Source organism: Solibacillus sp. FSL R7-0682 (assembly GCF_038005985.1).
GTDB lineage: Bacteria > Bacillota > Bacilli > Bacillales_A > Planococcaceae > Solibacillus.
In genome coordinates, this window is record NZ_JBBOUI010000001.1 from 2,920,540 (window position 1) to 2,943,665 (window position 23,126).

21 protein-coding genes are annotated in these 23,126 nt (G+C 36.9%); 3 read left to right on the forward strand and 18 right to left on the reverse strand.

Annotation, left to right across the window (positions count from 1 at the left end):
* The 17 genes from MKZ17_RS14845 to MKZ17_RS14925 all read right to left on the reverse strand — a co-directional run bounded on the left by MKZ17_RS14845 (position 1) and on the right by MKZ17_RS14925 (position 18,832).
* Positions 1-807, reverse strand: a complete 807-nt coding sequence (locus MKZ17_RS14845; protein WP_340725568.1) for a DUF3388 domain-containing protein — start codon at positions 805-807, stop codon at positions 1-3.
* Positions 808-1,075: 268 nt separating this feature from the next.
* Positions 1,076-1,330, reverse strand: a complete 255-nt coding sequence (locus MKZ17_RS14850; protein ID WP_340724506.1) for a DUF3243 domain-containing protein — start codon at positions 1,328-1,330, stop codon at positions 1,076-1,078.
* 44 nt (positions 1,331-1,374) lie between these two features.
* A complete protein-coding gene (gene ymfI / locus MKZ17_RS14855; RefSeq protein ID WP_340724507.1) occupies positions 1,375-2,103 on the reverse strand; it encodes an elongation factor P 5-aminopentanone reductase in 729 nt (242 codons plus the stop codon).
* Positions 2,103-3,404: an EF-P 5-aminopentanol modification-associated protein YfmH gene (yfmH, locus tag MKZ17_RS14860; RefSeq protein ID WP_340724508.1), complete on the reverse strand. Its 1,302-nt coding sequence runs from the start codon at positions 3,402-3,404 to the stop codon at positions 2,103-2,105. The genes ymfI and yfmH overlap by 1 nt, the downstream gene beginning before the upstream one ends.
* A 3-nt stretch (positions 3,405-3,407) precedes the next feature.
* On the reverse strand, positions 3,408-4,670 hold the full coding sequence (gene yfmF, locus MKZ17_RS14865) for an EF-P 5-aminopentanol modification-associated protein YfmF (protein ID WP_340724509.1): 1,263 nt from the start codon (positions 4,668-4,670) through the stop codon (positions 3,408-3,410).
* 190 nt (positions 4,671-4,860) lie between these two features.
* Positions 4,861-5,820: an ABC transporter permease gene (locus MKZ17_RS14870; RefSeq protein WP_340724510.1), complete on the reverse strand. Its 960-nt coding sequence runs from the start codon at positions 5,818-5,820 to the stop codon at positions 4,861-4,863.
* 1 nt (position 5,821) lies between these two features.
* Positions 5,822-6,871, reverse strand: coding sequence for an ABC transporter permease (locus tag MKZ17_RS14875; protein WP_340724511.1), 1,050 nt, complete (start codon positions 6,869-6,871; stop codon positions 5,822-5,824).
* Position 6,872: 1 nt separating this feature from the next.
* The gene (locus MKZ17_RS14880) at positions 6,873-8,414 is read right to left on the reverse strand and encodes an ABC transporter ATP-binding protein (protein WP_340724512.1); all 1,542 of its coding nucleotides are present in this window, start codon (positions 8,412-8,414) and stop codon (positions 6,873-6,875) included.
* Between the two features lie 324 nt (positions 8,415-8,738).
* The gene (locus MKZ17_RS14885; protein WP_340724513.1) at positions 8,739-9,833 is read right to left on the reverse strand and encodes a BMP family lipoprotein; all 1,095 of its coding nucleotides are present in this window, start codon (positions 9,831-9,833) and stop codon (positions 8,739-8,741) included.
* Between the two features lie 61 nt (positions 9,834-9,894).
* Entirely contained in the window at positions 9,895-10,623 is a 729-nt protein-coding gene (locus MKZ17_RS14890) for a GntR family transcriptional regulator (RefSeq protein ID WP_340724514.1), read from the reverse strand.
* 204 nt (positions 10,624-10,827) lie between these two features.
* Positions 10,828-13,125: an FtsK/SpoIIIE family DNA translocase gene (locus MKZ17_RS14895; RefSeq protein ID WP_340724515.1), complete on the reverse strand. Its 2,298-nt coding sequence runs from the start codon at positions 13,123-13,125 to the stop codon at positions 10,828-10,830.
* A gap of 173 nt (positions 13,126-13,298) precedes the next feature.
* Entirely contained in the window at positions 13,299-14,966 is a 1,668-nt protein-coding gene (locus MKZ17_RS14900) for a ribonuclease J (protein WP_340724516.1), read from the reverse strand.
* A gap of 189 nt (positions 14,967-15,155) precedes the next feature.
* Entirely contained in the window at positions 15,156-16,067 is a 912-nt protein-coding gene (dapA, locus tag MKZ17_RS14905; RefSeq protein WP_340724517.1) for a 4-hydroxy-tetrahydrodipicolinate synthase, read from the reverse strand.
* A 14-nt stretch (positions 16,068-16,081) separates the two neighbouring features.
* Positions 16,082-17,122 carry an aspartate-semialdehyde dehydrogenase gene (locus tag MKZ17_RS14910; protein WP_340724518.1) on the reverse strand — a complete coding sequence of 347 codons (1,041 nt, stop codon included), beginning with the start codon at positions 17,120-17,122 and terminating at the stop codon, positions 16,082-16,084.
* 84 nt (positions 17,123-17,206) lie between these two features.
* Positions 17,207-17,797 (reverse strand): dipicolinate synthase subunit B, encoded by a 591-nt coding sequence (locus MKZ17_RS14915; protein WP_340724519.1) that lies wholly within the window; start codon positions 17,795-17,797, stop codon positions 17,207-17,209.
* Positions 17,790-18,566, reverse strand: coding sequence for a dipicolinate synthase subunit A (locus MKZ17_RS14920; RefSeq protein WP_340724520.1), 777 nt, complete (start codon positions 18,564-18,566; stop codon positions 17,790-17,792). Before MKZ17_RS14920 ends, MKZ17_RS14915 begins: the two co-directional genes overlap by 8 nt.
* Positions 18,563-18,832, reverse strand: coding sequence for a YlmC/YmxH family sporulation protein (locus MKZ17_RS14925; RefSeq protein ID WP_340724521.1), 270 nt, complete (start codon positions 18,830-18,832; stop codon positions 18,563-18,565). Before MKZ17_RS14925 ends, MKZ17_RS14920 begins: the two co-directional genes overlap by 4 nt.
* Positions 18,833-18,982: 150 nt before the next feature.
* Between MKZ17_RS14925 and MKZ17_RS14930 the strand changes: the two genes are divergently transcribed.
* Genes MKZ17_RS14930 through MKZ17_RS20625 form a run of 3 tightly spaced genes read left to right on the forward strand, consistent with a single transcriptional unit; the run spans position 18,983 to position 20,806 of the window.
* Positions 18,983-19,360, forward strand: a complete 378-nt coding sequence (locus tag MKZ17_RS14930; RefSeq protein WP_340724522.1) for a GntR family transcriptional regulator — start codon at positions 18,983-18,985, stop codon at positions 19,358-19,360.
* Positions 19,357-20,223: an ABC transporter ATP-binding protein gene (locus MKZ17_RS14935; protein ID WP_340724523.1), complete on the forward strand. Its 867-nt coding sequence runs from the start codon at positions 19,357-19,359 to the stop codon at positions 20,221-20,223. Before MKZ17_RS14930 ends, MKZ17_RS14935 begins: the two co-directional genes overlap by 4 nt.
* Positions 20,204-20,806 carry an ABC-2 transporter permease gene (locus MKZ17_RS20625; RefSeq protein WP_445326923.1) on the forward strand — a complete coding sequence of 201 codons (603 nt, stop codon included), beginning with the start codon at positions 20,204-20,206 and terminating at the stop codon, positions 20,804-20,806. Before MKZ17_RS14935 ends, MKZ17_RS20625 begins: the two co-directional genes overlap by 20 nt.
* A gap of 887 nt (positions 20,807-21,693) precedes the next feature.
* On the opposite strand, the gene MKZ17_RS14940 is transcribed toward MKZ17_RS20625, so the two are convergent.
* Positions 21,694-22,920: a M16 family metallopeptidase gene (locus MKZ17_RS14940; RefSeq protein ID WP_340724524.1), complete on the reverse strand. Its 1,227-nt coding sequence runs from the start codon at positions 22,918-22,920 to the stop codon at positions 21,694-21,696.
* Positions 22,921-23,126: the final 206 nt, after the last annotated feature.

Here is a 23,126-nt window from a genome sequence, read left to right on the forward strand (position 1 = left end):
TCAAAAATCAAAACCACCGAATCCACCATATCCCCCATAGTTATCAGAATTTGATAACCTATTATTCTTTTCAATAATTTCATAAGTGATTTGTTCGTCTGGATCATGACGTAATTCAATTATATAATCGAAGTCTTCTATTTTATAGGGTGAATGCTGAACAAATAGATCGGGATGTTCAATCACTTTTATTGTTGGCATGCCCATCATTTCTCTTACAAGTTGTTGATGACGCTCATCATTGGATTGACGTGTAACAGCTCCGTCTAAAATAAATATATTATTACTATTAAATTCGTCACCCATTAGCGAGTTTCGAACAGTCTGCTTGATCATTGTTGAGGAAAGAAAAATCCAACGTTTGTTTGCACAAACACTCGCCGCAACTATTGATTCTGTCTTCCCTACACGAGGCATTCCACGTATTCCAATTAATTTGTTGCCCTCTTTTTTAAATAGCTCGGCCATAAAATCAACTAAAATACCTAATTCATCTCGAACGAATCGAAATGTGTTTTTTTCATCCGCATCTTTTGGGATGTAATGTCCATGGCGAACTGCTAAACGGTCTCTTAATTTTGGCTCGCGAAATCTCGTAACATTAATATTTTCCATCGTCGATACTATAGATATAAAACGTTGGATGGATTCTTCATTGTCTGTGGATAATAACATCCCCCGACGTTCTTCATCTACACCGTTGATTGATACAATATTAACACGAAGCATACCAAGTAATGAAGCAATATCCCCAAGCAAGCCAGGTCGGTTTACTTGAATCTCGTATTCAAAATACCATTCGCCCATCATTATCTGTCCCCTCATATTAGAAACGTATTTATTTCTTATATGTTCCATGATAGCTGATTTTACAAGCAATGAAAAGTTAGAATACATCGTTTTTCTCATATTTTCAATAAAAATATTCAGAAATAATTTCATCTTGGGTAATTAACCATTTTTTACCTATAATTTGTGCTTATGTTGTATTTTTTTCGTTTTTATAAATAACAAAAAAGATGTCGCTCTCATTTAGAGAGTGACATCTTTAGTGACATATTTCTTGTGAACAAAATTAATGTGTTTTATTTTGTACAAGTTTCATGACACAACTTGCAATTGCTTGTTTTTCATCTTTTTCGGCTACTGCCCATAAATCAGAAAGAACACGCTCTTGCTCATTTTGAGGGTCAACGTTTTTTGCTAAGTACTCCCCGATTTGAACAGCTGCTTTTTCAATCACCTTGCCTGGCATACCACTGTCCTTTGCATCAGTTACTTGTTGACCTAAAAAGTTTGTCCATTGTTCCCAGTTTTGTAGGATACCCATATCTTCCCCTCCTCTCGCACAATTAGTATGTGCGAAAGCAGTAATTATATGTACCAACCACCATTAACTCGAATAATTTGTCCGGTTACATAATCTGCATGGCCACTCACATAAAACGACACCATATTTGCAATGTCACGTGGCTCTCCAAAAGCCTGTAATGGAATTTGGCTCGCTAATTCATCACGCTCTTGTTGATCGAACTTCGCATTCATATTCGTATTAATAATGCCCGGTGTAATGGCATTGACACGTATGCCATTATAAGCTGCTTCCTGTGCAAAGGCTTTGACAAAACTATGCTGTGCACCTTTGACAGCAGAGTAGACAACTTCACCTGCTGCACCTACCTCTCCCCAAATCGAGCCAATCACCAGTATGTAGCTCACTGGATTAGCTCGTAATTTGGAGGCAAGAAGCGCTGTTGCTCGCATCGGATTTTGTACATGAACTTTCCAAAGCTTGTTCATGTCAAGTACAGATGTATCTTCTAATAACCCATAAAAGGCATGACCATTTGCGAAAATAATGGCTTGTAAGGAATAAATTTGTTGTGCTAGATGTTCCGCGCCATGATCGTCACTAAAGTCTGCTTGAACAGCAAGAAATTCTTGATTCGGGTATGTGCTGGTAAATTGCTTTGTAAGCGTATGAACTGCTTCTTTTCCAGCGTTGTAATGTAAATATAAAGACCAGCCATCTTGTGCCAATTGTTGGCTAATTGCCTGTCCAATTGCACCCGATGCGCCACAGACTAATGCAAATCTCTTCATTATTCTGCGCGCTCACTAACAGGCAAAACTTTAAATACAGTTTGTTGGTCTTTTCCTTGAATCGTTTTAAATGCTGTCGTAACGTCCTCCACCGTTAATTTTTCTAACACTGGCACGACATCAAATAAATTCATCTCATTAAATTTATAACGCGTAAATTGATTTGCAATAAACTCGATTGAATTTAATGCACGCAAGAAGAAACCTATTTTTTTACGTTTAATTCGTTCAATATCTTCTGAAGTAAATACGTTCGATTGTTCCGCTTCGACTAACTTCTTTTTAATAGCAGCTACTAGCTCATCCGGTTGTTCCGTATCAGACCCAATCATTGCAAAGCCAAATCCCTTTTCTAATGAAAAATCAAAGCTGTATGATTCATCGATAAGTCCATTTTCATAAATATCCGTATAGAATGAAGAAGCACGTCCAAATAAACATTCAAGCCCAATTTGCACAGATAGCTCATGCTTTAACATTTCTTCACCGCTATAATTTGACTCCTTTGCCTTTAAGCCAACATAGACTTTTGGTTTTTGAACATCCATATGGAGCACACGTTCAGGAACTGCAACAGTTGTTGGCTCTTCATCAAATAGTCGCTTCGTTTCCGGTGGTTTTGGGAACTCTTTTTTATTTTGGTTATCTTCTATAAAGGCCATCATCTCAATTGGATCAACTGCACCAATTACAAATAACAGCATGTTCGAAGGGTGATAAAACGTATTATAACACGTATATAAATGATCCGCGGTTATGCCATCAATTGATTCGATTGTACCCGCAATATCAATTTTTACCGGGTGATTATGATACATATTTTCAATTGTACCAAAGTATAAACGCCAGTCTGGTAAATCATCATACATCGTAATTTCTTGACCGATAATTCCTTTTTCCTTATTTACTGTTTCTTCAGTAAAGTATGGCTCTTGAACAAAATTTAATAATGTTTCTGTGCTTTTATAAATATAATCTGTTGCTGAAAATAAATAAGCTGTACGTGTAAAGGATGTAAAGGCATTCGCTTGTGCGCCTACCTCACTAAATTGTTGGAACACGTCTCCATCTTCCTTTTCGAACATTTTATGCTCTAAAAAGTGTGCAATGCCATCTGGAACTGTTATTGGCTCCGTTTCTCCAATAGGCACGAATGTACGGTCAATCGAACCATATTTCGTTGTGAAAGTTACAAACGTTTTTGAGAAGCCTTTTTTAGGCAAAATGTATACATCTAAGCCATTGTCTAATTGTTTATAATATAATGTTTCATCTAGCTGTTTAAAATCAATTGTTTTCAACGATTAGTCCTCCTTGCCACATAAGAAATACGTTGCTTCATGCTCAATTTTTTGAGCCATTTGTTGCACATCTTCCTTTGTTACCGCCTGCCAACGAGACGTCCATGTATCTAACGTAAATGGTTCCTCTAGCGCTTTATATTGATCAAATATTTCAATTTGCCCACGCGGTGAATCTAATGCTTCTTTTAATTGGTTAATGAGCATAGCTTTCGTTTGGGTCAATTCTAAATCAGTAATTTCGCCATTTTGCATAGCCTGTAATTGCCCATCAATGACTTCTCGTGCCTTTTTCTCATTTGTCGGTTCAATACCAGACACAACAAAAATTAATCCATAGTAAGAAGAATATGAACTTGATGCATAATAAGCTAAGCTTTCTTTTTCACGAACGTTCATAAATAGCTTTGAATGTGCATACCCACCAAAAATACCATTGAAAATTTGCATTTTAGCAAAATCTTTATCACCAAAACGTACTGGTGTACTATATCCAATATGCAATTTCCCTTGCTTCATTTCTTGTGTTTCTTTTGTATATGGCTCAACTGTTTGTCCTTGATGTTGTTCTTCTGTTTGTAAGTTATTTTCACGATTAGCAAACGGTAATGCTGCTACTAACTGTTGTTGAATAGCTTCCACATCGACATCACCTACAACATAAATATCAATCAAATCATTCGCCAACATTTGTTCATATGCTGCGGTTAAACTTTCTGGTGTTATTGCCTTAACCGCTTCAATTGTCCCATTTGCTGAAATAGACGCCGCTTGATTTGGGCGTAAAATTTCTGTTAAACGCTTTTGCGCATAGCGAGATTTGTCGTCAAATACAGATTGAATACGTTGAATAACCATTTCCTTTTCACGATTTACAATAGTGTCTTTAAAGGCACCGTTTTCAAAATTTGGTTTAAAAATCGCTTCTTGGATTAATGAAATAACTTCATCCAATACATTTCCATGCGATAAATATTGATCATTTACCGCTTCAACATTTAGTAGTAATATATGCTCATTCCCACGTTTGGACGTATCAAAATATAGAACCGTGCCAAATAAATCATCTAAATAGCTCCGAAAACTAGCCGATGTTGGGAATTTTTCATTACTATGTTGTAGTACATTTGATAAAACTGTACGATTTGATGCTGCTTCCTCATTTAATGGGGCTCTCCATTTTATTGAAAAGTTGACTGTTTTGAATTGAGCCGTTTGTCGTATATGAAGGGAAACACCTTTCGCAATTTGTGTCGTTAAAAACAAAAAAACTCCTCCTGACTACCTAAATAAATACTTATTCTTCTACTATACATGTGTTCAGTAAGTTTATGCAAAGTTATTCATCCTTCTAGCGGAAATCACTATATGTATGTAGCGTAACCCAATCAACCAAAATCTATGAGTATGAAAAAACTGCCTACACAACTTATCAATTTGCGTAGGCAGAATACTTTTATCGTTTTCCTTTAATGTAAGGTACACCTGATGCTTTTGGTGCAACTGCTTTACCAATGAAGCCGGCTAACGCTAAAATCGTTAACACATATGGTAATATTTGCAGAATTACCGGAGGGATTTCTTGAATATACGGTATGTTACCGCCACCGATACTTAACGTTTGCGCTAAACCAAAGAATAACGCTGCTCCTAATGTACCAAGTGGGTGCCATTTACCGAAGATCATCGCAGCAATTGCGATGAAACCTTGACCAGCTACAGTTGAAGCTGAAAAATCACCTGAAGAAGTCATTGCTAATGATGCACCACCGACACCTGCTAATGCTCCTGAAATCATGACACCTAGATAACGCATTTTCGCTACGTTTATTCCCATCGTATCAGCTGCCATAGGATGCTCCCCAACTGCACGAATACGTAAGCCAAATGGCATTTTATAAAGAACAAACCATGCACCAACCGCCACGATTAATGCAATAATCGTCGTTAAATAAACATTTTGGAATAATAATGGTCCTAAAAATGGAATATCCGATAAATAGGGTACTTCAAATCGTTGTAACGGTGCTTGTACCATATCTGTTTGGCCTTTACCATAAATCATTTTCACTAAAAATACTGTAATGGCTGCAGCAAGCATATTTACCGCAACACCAGTAACTGTTTGATCGGCACGGAATGTAACCGCTGCTACCGCAATGATTAACGAAAAAATTGCACCAGCTAATAATGCTACAAGTAACGCTAACCAAATAACATTTTTACCGAATTCATCATAATACTCCAGGTTGATATAAATCCCTGTAAATGCACCAACAATCATTAACCCTTCAACACCAAGACCAATTACCCCAGCACGCTCAGAAAATAATGCACCAATACCAGTTAAAATTAGTGGTGTAGCATATAAAAGAGCAGAAGGGACGATAAAGTATAACACTTCTAAAAAGCTCATGTTACTTGCCCTCCTTTTTCTTTCCGAATTTCTCTAAAGCTACTCGTAAAATATAGCCTGAAGCTACAAATAAAATAATTACTGCAATAATAATCGAAACGATTTCCTCTGGAATTCCAGCTGCGTTTGGCATGTTTAATGCACCGTATTTTAGTGATCCGAATAATGATGCACCGAATAATACACCAAGTGGGTTGTTTGCACCTAATAAGGCAACAGCAATCCCATCAAATCCAATACCTGATGCTGCGGCTTTAATCGATGCATTTTGGTACGTACCTAATGCTTCCATCGCACCACCTAAACCAGCAAATACCCCTGAAATTGTCATTGCTAATATAATATTGCGTTTAACATTCATCCCTGCATATTCTGCAGCGTTTTTGTTAAATCCTACTGCCTTTAACTCGTAACCACGAGTCGTTTTCTCTAAAATGAACCACATGACAACTACCATTAAAATTGCCACAATAATTCCTAAGTGAAGACTTGAGTTATCTGTAATTTCACGTAACCATTGATTACGTAATGTTGCTGACTCTAATACTGTTGGCGTTTTAAAGCCACCATCTGATAATGATTTAATTGCAGCATTCGTTAAGTAAAGCGCTGTATAGTTTAACATGATCGAAGCGATTACTTCGTGAACATGTAATTTCGCCTTTAAGAAACCAACGATGAATGCCCAGAAAGCACCCGCAGCTGCTGCAGCTAATAATGCTAAAGGTAAGTGAATAATACGTGGTAAGCCTTCTATTGCATAGCCAACGTATGCTGCAGCTAACCAACCCATTAATAACTGACCTTCAACACCGATATTAAATAGACCTGTACGGAATGCGAATGCAACTGCAAGACCTGATAAAATATACGGTGTTATTTGTCGAATTGTATTACCAATTGAATATGCATCTCCGAAAATACCATTCCATAATGCGATATAACCGTCAACAGCATTATAGCCACTTACTACCATAACTATCGCACCGACAATTAAACCTAAAATAACAGAAATGATAGGAACGAGAATATTTACAACACGGTTTGACATTTTATTCGTTCCCCTCTTTCGTCGTTTTCGCTTTACGCGCTTCTCCAGCCATTAATAAGCCTAATTCCTGTTCAGATGTTTCATTCGGGTATACTGTATCTATGATCGTGCCGTCATAAATTACAGCGATTCGGTCTGAAACGTTCATTACTTCATCTAATTCAAATGAGATTAATAATACAGCCTTCCCTTTATCACGTTGCTCAATTAAACGTGAGTGAATAAACTCAATTGCCCCTACGTCTAGACCTCGAGTAGGTAATGCGGCAATCAATAGATCCGGATCACGGTCAATTTCACGCCCGATAATCGCCTTTTGTTGATTTCCTCCAGATAAGGCACGGGCTGGCGTCATTTCTCCTTGACCTGTACGTACGTCAAATTCCTCAATTACTTGACGGGCCTTTTCACTGATTTTGCCATAATCCATAACAAAACCTTTTGAAATAGGTTTTTGGTAATAGGTTTGAAGGGCAATATTATGCCCTATTGGGAAATCAAGAACAAGTCCATGCTTATGACGGTCTTGTGGGATATGCCCTAAACCTGTTTCTGTAATTTCACGAGGCTTTAGGCCTGTGATATCTTTACCGTTTAATTTGACTTTACCGCTCTTAACTTTACGTAAACCAGTAATAGCCTCGATTAACTCTGATTGACCATTTCCATCAATCCCCGCAATGCCGACTATCTCGCCACGGCGAACAGATAAATTTAAACTCTTTACTTTTTCAATATTACGATAATCCGTAACAACTAGATTTTCTATTGTTAAAATTTCTTCGGTTGGGTGTGCTTCTGTTTTTTCTGTTTTGAATTCAACTTGACGACCAACCATTAGTTCTGCAAGCTGATCAGGGTTTGTTTCAGCAGTTACTACTGTACCAATCCCCTCCCCTTTACGAATAATCGTAACGCGGTCTGACACTTCCATAATTTCTTTAAGCTTGTGTGTAATAATAATAATCGATTTTCCTTCTTTAATCAGAAGCCTTAAAATCGCCATTAATTCCGTAATTTCTTGAGGTGTCAAAGATGCTGTAGGTTCGTCGAAAATTAAAATTTCTGCACCACGGTACAACGTTTTTAAAATTTCAACACGTTGCTGCATGCCGACAGAAATATCTTCAATTTTTGCGTACGGGTCAACATCTAAATTGTATTTTTTCGACAGATCCGCAATATCCTTCGCTGCCTCTTTAATATTGACTCTACCAAACTTTGTTGGCTCATTACCTAAAATGATATTTTCTGTAACCGTGAAGTTTTCTACTAACATGAAGTGTTGGTGTACCATCCCGATTCCTAAATCATTCGCTTTATTTGGATCAGTTATTTTCACTGAATTCCCACGTACTTTTATTTCACCAGCTTCCGGTTGATAAAGACCGAAAAGCACATTCATTAAAGTCGATTTACCTGCACCGTTTTCTCCTAGCAGTGCATGAATTTCGCCTTTTTTTAACTGGAGGGTGATATTATTATTTGCTACAAAGTTTCCGAATTCTTTACGGATTCCGAGCATTTCAATCACATATTCCACTTGATTCACTCCCTTAGGCTATTATAAATTAAAGTATTTATTTAAAATTAACACATGAAAGATTTTGTCTAAAATCTTTCATCTATTAATTTTTATATCCAACTCATTGTAAACTTCGATAATTATAAAAAAAATCCTTCTCGTATCATTATCGTAAAAATATAACGCTTACATTTTAGTTTAGCTGAAATAACGACAAACACTTTCAAAAACACCTTACATTCTACCTAAATAGTTTGACGGAATTTTGAAAATTGTCACAAAAATCACAAAATCATCATAGGAGAATAATATCCCCTATGATGATTTTCACTTCATAATGAATTATTCAGGTTTTTTGTCTGAAACTTTAATCTCACCAGAAGCAATTTTTTCTTTATATTCTTCAACTTTATCTAATACATCTTGTGGAATTGCGCCACGAGAATCTGCTAAACCAACACCATCTTCAGCTAAACCGTAAACAGTTGTTGTACCACCAGGGAAATTACCTTCTTTAGCTTTTGTAGCGATATCAATTACAGCGTTGTTAACACCTTTTAACATAGAAGTTAAAGTAATGTTTGTTGAATCATTTACTTGACCTTCTGCGTATTGGTCAGCATCTACACCGATTACCCATACGTTCGCTTTAGCATCTTTTGCTTTACGCTCTTTTGCTTCTGAGAATACACCGTTACCAGTACCACCAGCAGCATGGAAGATAATATCTACACCAGATGAGTACATTGCGTTGGCAGCAATTTTACCTTTCGAAGCATCATCAAATACACCAGTGTAGTTTACTTCGATTTTAATATCAGGGTTTACTGCTTTTGCACCTTCAATGAAACCAGCGTGGAAACGATTAATTACTGGGATATCAACGCCACCAACGAAACCGATTTTACCTGACTGAGACATTGATGCTGCAACAACACCTGCTAAGAATGCACCCTCTTGCTCTTTGAACAAGATGTTCGCAACGTTTGGTGCGTCTGCTTCAGCATCGATTAATGCTAACATTGAATTTGGATTTTCGTTTGCTACTTCTGTAATCGCGTCACCCATCATGAAACCAACACCGAATACTAAATCGAAGTCACGACGTAATAAGTTGTTTAAGTTTGTGTTGTAGTCTGCATCTGAGTTTGATTGTAAGTAATCAAAACCGCCATCACCTTTTGATAAGCCATTGTCACCGCCGAACTTTTGAACACCTTCCCAAGCTGATTGGTTGAATGATTTGTCATCAACGCCACCAACGTCAGTTACCATTGCCACTGAGAATGCGTCACCAGATTCTTCTGTGTTTGCATCCGAACCTGAGCTGTTGTTTGAAGTGTCTTTTTCTTTTTCTTCGTCGGTACCACATGCTGCTAAAATTGCACCAGTCGCTACTACAGATGAAATTAATAAACCTAATTTACGCTTTTTCATTAATAAGTCCCCCTCAAAGGTAATTGTAATTAGCAGGAATTAAATAATCGTATTATTTGTTCTACACCCGTTTTCGTACTACATGGAAGCTGAATTTATCAGCTCTAAAATAATTTTTTGAATAAAGTACCACGCGATCATTTTCATCATAATGTAATTGTTTTAATACGAGTAAAGCTGTTTCTGGACCACATTTCAAAATCGGTGAGACCTCGTCATGGAATCCAATTGGATCAATATACGTTACAGCATACGCAACACGAATATTGCCCGTTTGCTCTAATGCAGAAAAAATTGATACATCCTGATTACTTATAAATTCTTTTGGTAAAAGATTCGCTGGTACACGGTCAATACAATAGACTACCGGCTCATTATCAGCCGTTCTTACACGTTCAATCATGATAACATTGTCATCCATGTCAGTTTGGAAGCGCTCAACATCGTCTTCCGTCGCAGCTTCTTCCGTTGCACTTATAAAAATTGTGCCTGGTTTCATACCTGCGTTTTCAATCATCGAAGATACACTTGATAAATGTTCAATCCCAGAACTAAAGACCGGTTTTGGATTAACAAATGTACCAACTCCATGACGACGGACGATAATATTTTCTTCTTCCAATAGTCGAAGTGCTTCACGTAAAGTGGCACGACTTACACCAAGTGTTTTTGATAGTTCAAATTCAGATGGTAATTTTTCATTTTCACGATAAATCCCTTTGTCGATATCTGATTTTAATCGATCGATCACTTGTAAGTATAAATGACGATGATCCGCTTTAATTGACAAATAGTATCACCACCATAACATAGAGATCAGACATCTGATGTACAACATTCCTACTAATTCGTCAATAATATAACACTTTCAACTAAAAAAGAAAACATATTTATAGAAATGTGTTATCTAAAAGTGAATTTTAAGCGAATTTATTGAAAATTGTACAGAAAAAAATATAATCTGAAAACTCTTTTTTTTATGAATGATTGATCATTAGTGTCGACTAACTAGCACTTGACGCGGCTTACTGCCATCTGGCGGTCCGACAATTCCACGTTGTTCCATTTGATCTATAATTCGGGCAGCTCGTGAATATCCAATACGGAAGCGACGTTGTAACATCGAAACAGATGCTGTTTGCATTTCTATTATTAATTGCACTGCATCGTCAAATATTTCATCTGTATCATCTAACTCTACAATCGGCTCATCGGTTGGAATCATTTCTTCCTCATATTGCACCTTTTGCTGTTGAATTACATTATCTATTACCTTTTCTACCTCCGCATCACTTACAAATGCCCCTTGTACACGAACAGGTTTTGAAGCACCCGCTGGTAAGTACAACATATCTCCCCGTCCTAATAATCGTTCTGCTCCGCCCATATCTAAAATTGTTCGAGAATCAACTGAAGAGGAAACAGCAAAAGCAATTCTAGAAGGGATATTGGCCTTTATAATCCCAGTAATGACATCAACTGACGGACGTTGGGTTGCAATTATTAGATGAATTCCTGCCGCGCGGGCCATTTGGGCAAGGCGTGTAATTGCATCTTCGACTTCACTGGAAGCAACCATCATTAAATCAGCTAACTCGTCCACAATCACGACAATGTAAGGAAGCTTCGGTTGTTCCTCCTCGGCTTCTTCATTATGTTTTTGAATATGGTCATTATAGCCTTCAATATTGCGTGTCCCTGACATAGAAAACAAATCATATCGACGTTCCATTTCTGAAACAACTTTTTGTAATGCCTGTGCCGCTTTCCTTGCATCGGTAACAACTGGTGCTAGTAAATGTGGAATGCCATTATAAACACTTAGTTCAACCATTTTCGGATCAATCATCATCATACGTACTTCTGATGGTTTTGCTCGCATAATGATTGACACAATAATGCCATTAATACATACACTTTTCCCACTACCTGTTGAGCCAGCAACTAATAAGTGTGGCATTTTATTTAATTCAGCTGAGATTGCTTGTCCTGTTACATCTCGTCCTAAACTTACGAGCAATTTGGACTCAACTTTGAACATTTCATTCGCCTCGATAACTTCTCGTAAAGTTACTATCGCTATTTCACTATTTGGTACTTCAATACCAACTGCTGATTTACCAGGTATTGGTGCTTCAATTCGGATATCCTTTGCTGCTAGTGCAAGTGCTAAATCGTCCTGTAAGCTTACAATTTTGCTCACTTTCACGCCAATATCTGGCATTACTTCATATTTTGTAACTGCTGGCCCTAAATGAACCTGCGTTACTCTTGCTTTAACACCAAAACTCATAAACGTTTGTTCCAGTTTTTTCGCATTGGATTGAATCACAGAATATTCGCCACTTTGATCATGCCCAGGTGGTGCATTTAATAGTTGTATCGATGGTAATGAATAGGCTTGTTCAGTCGTTGTTTGAACTAAATTGATTGCTTCACTTGGCTGTACGTCTTCGTTTTTCGTCTCCTTCTGTTGTTCACTTTTCACCTGCTCAACAAAATTTGATATGATAGGTTGTTCATTTCGAGGAGGAGCCATAATAATTATTTGCTCTTCATCCGCTGCCTCCTCATCGAAGGGCATATCCTCTAATGATTCCTGTTGAACACGTTGAGCCCGTTGGTTTGGACTTGCATTCGTACGCTGTCTATTATTGCGTTTAGCCCTTTTCATTTTGGGCTTTAGATTAGGTGCTTTTTCTATTAATATAGGGACGAATGCTTTCCCTGTGATAAGAATAAACCCAATCGCCAGTAATACAAGGGCTGCAATTTTCGCACCTGCTGAGTCAAATAGGACATGTAGCATACTAAACAAAAATCCACCAATCATTCCGCCACCGAGTGCATTACTACGATTTATGATGCCATCCATACTAATTAATATACGCCATGTCTCTTTTAACACCGAATTGGAAATTAGAGCATTCGTTGCGTATAGTTGTTCAAAAAGCATACTATGACTAAAAATTGTTAAACTTGCTCCAACAAATAAAACGCCATATACAATTCGTTTCTTAAATGCAACGCCTCTTCTTCGTACCATCAACATACCGGCAATTAAAAAACATAGTAATGGCACAATAAAGTGCAAATTACCGAAGAAAAATAAGGCGAGGGAGTGTGTCCATCTTCCAACGAAACCTAGCTCAAAAAATTCGATAATGGCAAAGGCAATCAGGAGTAATCCTATTATTTCATAGGCAAGTGGATGAAGCTCTTTCGGATTGCTTTTTGCTTTCGTTTTTGGCTTTGCTTTAGATTTCGATTTTGATTTTGTATTTCGTTCCAAAACTTTGTTCACCTACTTTGTAATGTAAAAATTGATGCGATCTTAAACGATTTTATAATCATTCAATTATTAGGACGTACTTCCCTATCATTTTACTGCATTTTATTTGAATGTTAGAGAAAAGAGGGTTTTCTTACACCATATGGCAAGAAAACCCTCTTAAGTTGAAGTGCTTAATATTCCATAATAATTGGAATAATCATTGGACGGCGCTTCGTTTTTTGGAATAAATATTGATTTAGTGTATCACGAATTTCTTGTTTAATGTTTGTCCATTCAAAAGTATCTTTTCCTACATACTTTTCAATAACCTCACGCGCGATGTCAGATGCTTCTTCCATTAGTTGCTCTGATTCACGTACATAAACAAATCCGCGTGATAAAATTTCTGGACCTGAGGCAATTTTCTTTTGTGCTCTATTTAATGTCACAACTACAATGAAAATACCATCTTGTGATAATAATTTACGATCTCTTAACACGATATTGCCAACATCTCCAACACCAATGCCGTCAATTAATACGTTACCAGCTTGTACACGACCTGTCATACGCATTTTACCGTTTTTATATTCAACAATATCGCCTTTATCTGCGATAAAAATTTGTGATTTTTGTAAGCCTACTTCTTGTGCTAACTTAGAGTGTGCAATTAACATGCGATACTCCCCTTGAATCGGCACGAAATATTTTGGCTTCATGAAGTTCAGCATTAATTTTAAATCTTCTGCACTACCATGCCCTGATACGTGGACTTTCTTGTTTGACGTCATGATTGTTGCACCAGCTTTAGCTAGTTGGTTCATTGTATTATACATTTGAACCTCCATGCTAGGAGATGGTGTAAATGTAATTAATACTGTATCGGTATTTCTAATTTTGACATCACGGTGGTGTTTACGCACAATTTTATCAAGTGCATCAAGTGGTTCACCTTTATTACCCGTTGCCATAATAATAATTTCATCATCTTCATATTTATGAATTTCATTAACAGGTATAATTGTATCTTCATCAATTTCTAAATACCCTAAGTTAACACCAATATCTACAATTTTTTCTAACGATTTGCCGACAACAGCTACTTTACGGTAAGATGCTGCTGCTTGCTTAAATACTTGTTGAACACGAATAAAGTTAGAAGCATAAAGTGCAATAATAATTCGACCTGGTGCCGAATGGAATGTTTTTTGTAATTCCTCGGCAATAACGGCTTCACTTGTAGTATAACCTGGACGTTCTGCTTCAATCGATTCTGATAACAGCATAAATACGCCTTCTTCACCAAGCATTGCCATTTTCGCTAAATCTGGTTTAAATTTACCTGTAGCGGATTGGTCAAACTTGAATTCTCCCGTATGCACGATTGCTCCTTCTGAAGTGTGGAACACAATTCCTAATGAATCTGGAATACTATGTGTTGTATGGAAGAATGTCACATAAGTCGAGTTAAAGTTCATACGACTATTGCTCGTTACTTCGAAAAACTTCACCTGATAAGGAGCAGGTAATTCTTTTAAATGCTCTTTTGCTAAAGCAATTGTTAATTTCGAACCGTACACAGGTGCTTTAACTTTCTTTAATACATATGCAATCGAGCCAATTGCATCTTCATGTCCGTGGGTTAAGAAAATCCCTTTAACACGCTCTTTATTTTCTTCCAGATAAGTGATATCTGGGATTACGATATCAATTCCAAGCATTTCGTCCTCTGGGAACATAAGCCCACTGTCTACTACGAATAGCTCTTCGTCAATTTCGATTACATACATTGATTTTCCGATTTCGCCAACTCCACCTAATGGAATGACACGGATTAGTTCATTTTTTGATTTTGTCACTTTGTTTCCTCCTAAAATGTTCCGAACAGCAACCACTTAAGATTCATTATACGGTGAGAATGGCGTTAGTACAAATAAAAAAAGTGTTTTTCTATTTGATCAGAAAAATCCTAACCGTATACTATGTGTTTTTAAATAAGGACGAAAAAAAATGACCGCCAACTACGAGCATTGGCGGTCACTATATATTTAGATATTTTGCAAGGCACGGAACTTTTCTGCCTTCGCTTGATACGTTTCCCAAATTTCATCGAATGCAGCCTTTTCTTCAGGTAGCATTTCCATCATTGGCATTCGCACATCTAACGTGTCAAAACCAAGCTTCGTCATCGCATATTTAATTGGCGATGGGTTTGGCTGTGCGAATAATGCGCGAACAAGTGGAAGTAAGGCACGGTGAATTTGCGCTGCCTCTTGATGACGCCCTTCTTCAAATGCTCGAATCATTTGCTGCATATCCTTTCCAATTACATGAGACGCAACAGAAATAATGCCACGTCCTCCGATTGCAAGTAATGGTAACGTTAAACCATCATCACCCGAGTATACATAAAAGTCTGATTCGACATTTTCAATGATGTCACCCATTTGATCTAAGTTACCACTTGCTTCTTTTATGCACGTGATATTTTCTACGTCTCTACTTAACGCAATTGTCGTATCCGCTAAAATATTCGCACCTGTACGCCCCGGCACGTTATATAGCATTACTGGTAAGGATGTTTGTTTTGCAATTGTTTCAAAGTGTGCATACATACCACGTTGATTTGGCTTATTGTAATAAGGTGTTACTAGCATAATGCCGTTAGCACCATTTTCTTCCGCCTTATGTGTCATCATTATGGAATAAGCCGTTTCATTATCACCAGTCCCTGCAATAACTGGAACACGCCCAGCTACCTTTTCAACTGTAAATCGCACGACTTCAATTTTTTCATCAGTCGACATCGTTGGGTTTTCTGATGTCGTACCACAAGCGATAATAGAATCAGTGCCATTATCGATTAGATGATTGATAATACGTTCAAGCTCTGGATAGTTAATTGTACCGTCTTTTTTAAACGGTGTAATCATAGCAGTTCCAATACGTCCGAAATCCATGCAAATCTCCCCTTTTATAGTAAGTTATCCTCTAGCAATGCTTCCGCGATTTGAATTGAGTTTAATGCAGCCCCTTTTAATAAGTTGTCTGAAACAATCCATAAATGGAACCCTTTCTTATTATCTAAATCTCGGCGAATACGACCTACAAAAGTTGGATCTTCATTTTCTGCAAAAATTGGCATAGGGTATAATTGTTGCGTAATATCGTCTTGCAATACAATGTTTGGCGCATCCTTTAGTACTGAAAAAATTTCTTCTACTGTCGCTTCTTTTTCTAATTCAATATAAACAGATTCAGAGTGACCTGATACAACTGGTACACGTACACATGTTGCTGCAACTTTCATGTCAGGTGCTTCCATAATTTTTTTCGTTTCATTAATCATTTTCATTTCTTCATATGTAAATCCATTTTCAGTGAACTTATCAATTTGTGGAATTACATTGCGTGCAATTGGATAATGTTTTTCGTCAGACTTTACTGGTAACACTTTTGCTTCTACATTTTTACCAGCGTCCCATTGTGCATTTTGTTCACGTAATTCTTCAATTGCTGCAATACCCGAACCTGACACTGCTTGGTAAGTTGACACGACAACTTTTGTTAACCCAAACTTTTCTCGAATCGGTTGTAATGCCGCAACCATTTGAATTGTAGAACAGTTCGGATTGGCGATAATGCCTTTTGGAATATCTTTTAATGCATGGCGATTCACTTCAGGTACGACTAACGGTACTTCAGGATCCATACGGAAATGACTCGTATTATCAATAACAATGGCACCACGTTTTGCTGCTTCAGGCGCAAGCACGGCCGAAACAGAGCCCCCCGCTGAGAATAATGCTACATCAATACCTTCAAAACTTTCTGGTGTTGCTTCTTCAATTGTATATGTTTGACCATTAAACTCGATTGGGTTGCCTGCTGAACGAGCAGACGCTAAAAATTTTATCGATTTAATCGGAAATTTGCGCTCAACTAATTTTTCCATCATTTTTGTACCTACTGCTCCTGTTGCCCCAACTACGGCAACATTCAATTGCTTTGTCATGTCTCATCTCTCCTAAAATAAACTGTATGTATATAATGTTGGATATTGTATCACAAATAATTTGAATTGTGTTAGATTATTTGATTATTTAAAAAATTGTATTAATATTGGTTGAACTTGTTTTTTATGAACGAGCACATACTCGACAGTTTCGAGCATTTTTGTAAAATCCGCAATGAGTGACGTTGGTTTTTTTATTGGATCGTCTTGACCGAATGGAATAAAATATACATTTTTTGCATTTAATAATTTCATTATGTTCATTCCATTTAAGCCTAGTGCATCGTTCGTAGATATGCCAAGTACAACTGGTGAACCATTTCTAAGTGTTGCCTTTGCAGCCATTAATACTGGACTATCTGTTGCAGCATTTGCAAACTTACTAATCGAGTTGCCTGTCATTGGGGCAATGACCATACAGTCAAGGGGGTTTTTCGGTCCAAACGGCTCTGCTTCTAAAATAGAACTCACTACTTTTTCCCCAGCTAACGCTTCTATCTTTTCAATCCATTCTTCTCCTGTTCCAAATCGTGTTGCTGCATGTAGTACAGATGGTGTAATAATCGGTACTACCGTTGCCCCTGCCTCTCTAAACTGTGCAATTTTAGGAACAACGTCCTCATACGTACAGTGCGATGCAGTAATTCCTAGACCGATACGTTTTCCTTCAAGCACTTTTATCCTTCCTTCCTAAATCAAGCATCGTTTCATATAAAATATTTGCTGCCGCTTGCGGAAAGTATTTCCCGGGCAATGCTGGTAACAGTTCATATTGTGATAATACGAGATTATTTAAACAGCCTGGCGCAGACGCAACATCATAAATTGGGCAAGACAACCAACTTTCGTATTCCTTCGATAACCATTGAGTGGGAATTGTATTAATGATCAAATCTGCCGTACATGGTACATCTGCTTCAAGCAACATACCTTCATATCCATAAGCATTTGCTTCCGCACATTGAGCTTCTGAACGTACCGCAATTTGAACATTTGCCTTTAGCCTACTTAAAAATAATGCGAGCATTTTAGCTACACGCCCAAAACCTGTTATGACAATTTTTTTATTTTGCACACTTACACGCTGTACAAATAAATGTGCTAGAAACCCCTCTGCAGTTAATGCAGCATTTTTCCAAATGAATGCTTCATTTTGTAAATAATAAATTGGTTTTACATCCTGCAAATGCTTTTGCCAATGTTCATCGATTCGCCCAGCAAAAATTTGGGCAGAACGAATACCATACAGCTCATCGACTTCGATTTTTAATGGCTGAATTGGTAATACAATAATTGTTGGATGAAATTCTAAAATCGCTTTATTTAGTGATTCATCCCATTTCGTCGTACATTTATAGTAAATTGTCCGCTCTTTACTCGTTAATTGTTTGGCGAGTAACTTCATTCGCTCGTCTGTACCAATAATGAGCCAACGTTCTTTCATGGTGTAGGATGCTTCATTGTAGATGTAGTTTTGTGAAATAAAATCCGGTCTTCCCCAACCAACAGTATTTCTTCCCACGGAATATACTTCACCATACCCGCTTTCTTTTTTTGAAAAGGCATTTTTACCATTTGCGCAGGCATTTCAAAACCTAATATTTTTCCTGTTTTCGGGTCAAAAATACATTCCGTTTCTGCTAAAAATCCGTAACGAATCCCTTTTTCCATTTCAATTAATTCTTTCTCAGCAAGCTCTGATAACAGCATCGTCAGCCTCCTTCGTGTTGAGCTTATAAATACTATATGCAATAGCACAATTGATTGTGCGACAAGGCTTTTTGAAAATTTATTCTAGACGTCATTACCAATAACTGTATATACTGTATATATACAGATTTAGTAAATTGAGGTGAAATTTTGATTATTAAATTAAGTAATAATAGTGACAAACCAATCTACGAGCAAATTACTGAACAGCTAAAGCAAGCCATCTTATGTGGAACCCTTGTTACAGGAGATGCACTCCCTTCGATTCGTGCTCTTGCAAAGGAATTAAAAATTAGCGTCATGACGACAAAACGTGCCTATGCGGATTTAGAACGTGACGGATTTATTGAAACGGTTGCAGGTAAAGGAAGCTTCGTATCTGATCGTAATCAGGATTTTTTACGAGAAGCGCTAGTTCGCCAAATTGAAGTGCATTTTACAAAGGCAATCTCGATTGCAAAAACGGCAAATGTTCGTCAAGACGAACTAATCGAGCTATTACAAGTGTTATTGGAGGAATCTACATGAATGCGATTGAAATGAAGTACGTATCCAAACAATTTAAAAATTTCCGTTTAAATAATCTATCTTTTACTGTTGAATGTGGAACGATTGCAGGGTTTATTGGTCAAAATGCAGCTGGTAAATCCTCAACGATTAAGTTGATTTTAAATTTATTAAAAAAACAGGAAGGCGAAATTCTAATTTTCGGAAAAGATCATGTCGAACACGAAGTAGAATTGAAGGCACAGATTGGGGTAGTTTTTGATGAATTACACGTGCCTGACTATTTGACACCAAAAGAGCTAGATGTTCTATACGGTCATGTGTACTTGTCTTGGGATCGACCTTATTTTGATCGTTTATTATTACAACTAGATGTACCGAAATATGACACCGTAAAAACAATGTCGAAAGGGACGAAGATGAAACTTGCTCTTTGTTTAGCACTAGCTCATCGACCGAAGCTTTTAATATTAGATGAACCGACAAGTGGACTAGATCCAATCGTAAGAGATGAAGTACTTGAAATCCTACAGGGGTTTATGGAAAACGAAGAGCATGCTATCCTCATTTCTTCTCATATTACAACAGATCTAGAAAAAATCGCTGATACAATTACATTTATTCACGAAGGTGAAATTTTATTTAGTGATAATAAGGATGAATTATTGTATGGCTATGGTATTTGGAAAGGATCACATGAAGAAGCACATATTATTCCGAAGCATTCAATTATCGGGACGAAGGATTCCGCCTTTGGCATTTCTCATTTAGTGATACGAGAATATGTCAATCCGATTATTCAGCTAGAGAAGCCAACAATTGATGATATTATGCTGTATTTTGTAAAGGGGCGTCGTCGAATATATGATTCAGTATCTTTGTAAATTCTACAGTGGACAGCTATCTTTATGGTTTTATTTTTATCCAGTTCTTGTTGCGCTTTTTTCATTAATTCTTTTTTTAACAAATGGGGAACATGCAGCCTATTTGCTGATGACGACATGCGTCACAATTTTGTGTGCATTCTATTTTGATTTACGCGAGCAGCAACGCATCATGACCGCTATATTTCCAATAAAAAAAAGTACACTTTTAAAAACTGACTTCATTTTTATTTTTCGCTATACTTGTCTTTTTTTTATTAGCACAATTATTTATTTCGGTCTTTTCAGTTCATTATTTCAACAAAAATTGATTCTTCCTACCATTCAATTCTTGATCATGCTAATTAGTCTAAGCTTTATCATTATTGGTCTATTTTTTAGTTTTCGATTTATAAAGTACGGTAAATCGCTAAATGTTTTAATGATTTTAATGCCCGCAATAATTTTCGGATTAAATCCAATCATTACATTTTTTACAACATCACAGCTACTTGTCTCGTTAGTCTTTAGTGGTAGCATCATTTTTTTAATGATGAGCCTGTGGGTTAGAATGGTTCAGGACGAGAGGAGTGATGTTGCATGATGTCCTTACTGAAAATGCATTTTTATTTATCGAAAAAAATAATTCTCTTAATTACATTTCTTAATGTCGGCATACTAGTTACCAATTTAATTATTTTTGAGGCCAAATTAAGCATTACTATTATATACTTTGTTATATTCCCTGTATCAGCAATTAGCTATTTATTTGAAAACCATTTTATAAAATTAGTACGAACGATGCCTATTCCATCAAAACTATTTATTAAAAGTATTTTCACTTTCTGTTCTCTACTAATATTGAGCATCATTTTTCCTTACATGATTCATCAATTTATTTTTTATAATAAACAACAGATTAGCCATTTTGAATTATTGTCTAGCCTTGGTTTCATTGCTATCGGTATAGCTTATACCGGAGCTGTTATTAATCAAGCATTATCCAAGCCATTAAAACAATTAAAAAGCATTTCAATCAGTACCTTTTTTCTGTATTTCTTTACATTATTCTTTTCCCATACACTTTTATTATTCATCTTTAACAATTTATTGGGCTTTAAGTTAATAGGCGGACTGATCATCCCCATTACTAGCATCGTTCTTTTTTTCAAACAATATAACAGAACCGTTCAAAACTATTTACAAGTTGAGTTTTAAAGATAGTCATATTAGAAATATAAAGAAGTAGACGCTGGGACAAAACCAAAACATCATTTTTCTCGAGTGAGAAAAATGATGCTTTTTTGTAATTGGTTTCCTTTGTGGGGACGCTTTCCGGGGGCGTGGCCTGAGCCTGTATTCTCAGGCGTTACGCTATGACCCCAGGAGTCGCTCCTCCACTACAACCAGTTAATAAAGTATCCAATTTTTAATACTGTATTTTTACCGTAAACAGAGAAACTTTCACATCTGTCCCAGCCGCTGCTTTTTTCATTCATTTTCCGGTCCAATAATTGCAATCGCCGGGACATTTAATAAAATTTTCGTGATGAGTTCATCCATTGATTCCATCGAAATGGCATCAATTTTAGCTAATACTTCGTCCATTGAACGATGGTTGCGGTGAATAAGTTCATTCACTCCGTTACGATTCATATGGTCTTCTGTTCCTTCTAGCCCCAGTACGAAACTACCTTTTAGTTGTTCCTTCGCATTTTCTAACTCTTCTTCCGTCACACCACCAACAACAACATCAAACAATGTTTGGTCGATTTGTTGTTTTAATGAATCTAAATTTTGTTTTGACGCAGAAGCATAAATTGTAAAGGTTCCAACATCTTCATAGCTTGATTGATAACTAAATACGGAGTAAGCAAGACCTCGATCTTCACGTACATCTTGGAATAATCGCGAACTCATATTACCACCAATAATATTGTTTAATGCAGTAAAACTATACATTAGTGGATCTTTCACACTAATAGCTGGGAACGCAATTGCAATATGGGCTTGCTCTGTATCCCGAAGTTTTTCTACCTCACCTGCTGTAAACATTGGATAAGAAGGACTAGACACGACCAATGCTGGACTTGCCTCGTATTGGCCAAATAGCTGTTCAATTTTTTCTAGCAAACCCTCTTCTAAATTACCCGCAATGGAGATAACCACATTTTCTGGTCCATAGTGCTTCTCCATATATGAACGAATCATTGCTTCATCAAAAGTAGCTATTGTTTCTGGCGTTCCTAAAATCGGGCGACCTAGTGCATCTTCAGGGAACATAACAGCCCATAGCTTTTCATGAACATCGTCTGCTGGGTCATCCTCACTCATATAAATTTCTTCTAATACTACTTGACGCTCTCGCTCGATATCTTCCTTTGAAAATAGCGAATTGAAAAACATATCTGCCAGTATTGAAACAGCTAATTCACCGTGGTGATCTAATACTTTCGCATAATAGCATGTATGTTCCTTTGAAGTGAATGCATTAATTTCGCCACCAATCCGGTCAAATTCCTCAGCGATTTGACGGGCTGTACGATTTTTCGTGCCTTTAAACAGCATATGCTCTATAAAATGAGTAATCCCGTTTTCTTCTGGGCCTTCATAGCGTGAGCCTGCATTTACCCAAATTCCAACTGATAATGAACGTACATGTGACATTTGCTCTGCCACAATACGTACACCATTTTTACATGTAATCACCTGTACCATGTATATTACGCTCCTTTTAAATTTAGAAGACATCACTTACAGCAATTTTGCATAAGATGATGTACTTTTATGTAATAGGAAGTTATTATCTTTACTCCCTATCGACTAAAAAGAGGCTGTACGTGATGTACAACCTCTTGATATTGTAATTGTGCACACACAAAGTGCTTTTCTTTCAGGGCAGAAACAAATCCTTAGTTTGATGT

Coding starts and splice junctions, on each gene's coding strand:
- MKZ17_RS14845 (WP_340725568.1), bottom strand. CDS start 807: ATGGGCGAATGGTATTTTGAATACGAGATTCAAGTAAACCGACCTGGC.
- MKZ17_RS14850 (WP_340724506.1), bottom strand. CDS start 1,330: ATGGGTATCCTACAAAACTGGGAACAATGGACAAACTTTTTAGGTCAA.
- ymfI (WP_340724507.1), bottom strand. CDS start 2,103: ATGAAGAGATTTGCATTAGTCTGTGGCGCATCGGGTGCAATTGGACAG.
- MKZ17_RS14870 (WP_340724510.1), bottom strand. CDS start 5,820: ATGAGCTTTTTAGAAGTGTTATACTTTATCGTCCCTTCTGCTCTTTTA.
- MKZ17_RS14875 (WP_340724511.1), bottom strand. CDS start 6,871: ATGTCAAACCGTGTTGTAAATATTCTCGTTCCTATCATTTCTGTTATT.
- MKZ17_RS14885 (WP_340724513.1), bottom strand. CDS start 9,833: ATGAAAAAGCGTAAATTAGGTTTATTAATTTCATCTGTAGTAGCGACT.
- dapA (WP_340724517.1), bottom strand. CDS start 16,067: ATGGATTTCGGACGTATTGGAACTGCTATGATTACACCGTTTAAAAAA.
- MKZ17_RS14910 (WP_340724518.1), bottom strand. CDS start 17,122: ATGACAAAGCAATTGAATGTTGCCGTAGTTGGGGCAACAGGAGCAGTA.
- MKZ17_RS14920 (WP_340724520.1), bottom strand. CDS start 18,566: ATGAAAGAACGTTGGCTCATTATTGGTACAGACGAGCGAATGAAGTTA.
- MKZ17_RS14925 (WP_340724521.1), bottom strand. CDS start 18,832: ATGCTGTTATCAGAGCTTGCTGAGAAAGAATTAATTGAAATGGAAAAA.
- MKZ17_RS14935 (WP_340724523.1), top strand. CDS start 19,357: ATGAATGCGATTGAAATGAAGTACGTATCCAAACAATTTAAAAATTTC.
- MKZ17_RS20625 (WP_445326923.1), top strand. CDS start 20,204: ATGATTCAGTATCTTTGTAAATTCTACAGTGGACAGCTATCTTTATGG.
- MKZ17_RS14940 (WP_340724524.1), bottom strand. CDS start 22,920: ATGGTACAGGTGATTACATGTAAAAATGGTGTACGTATTGTGGCAGAG.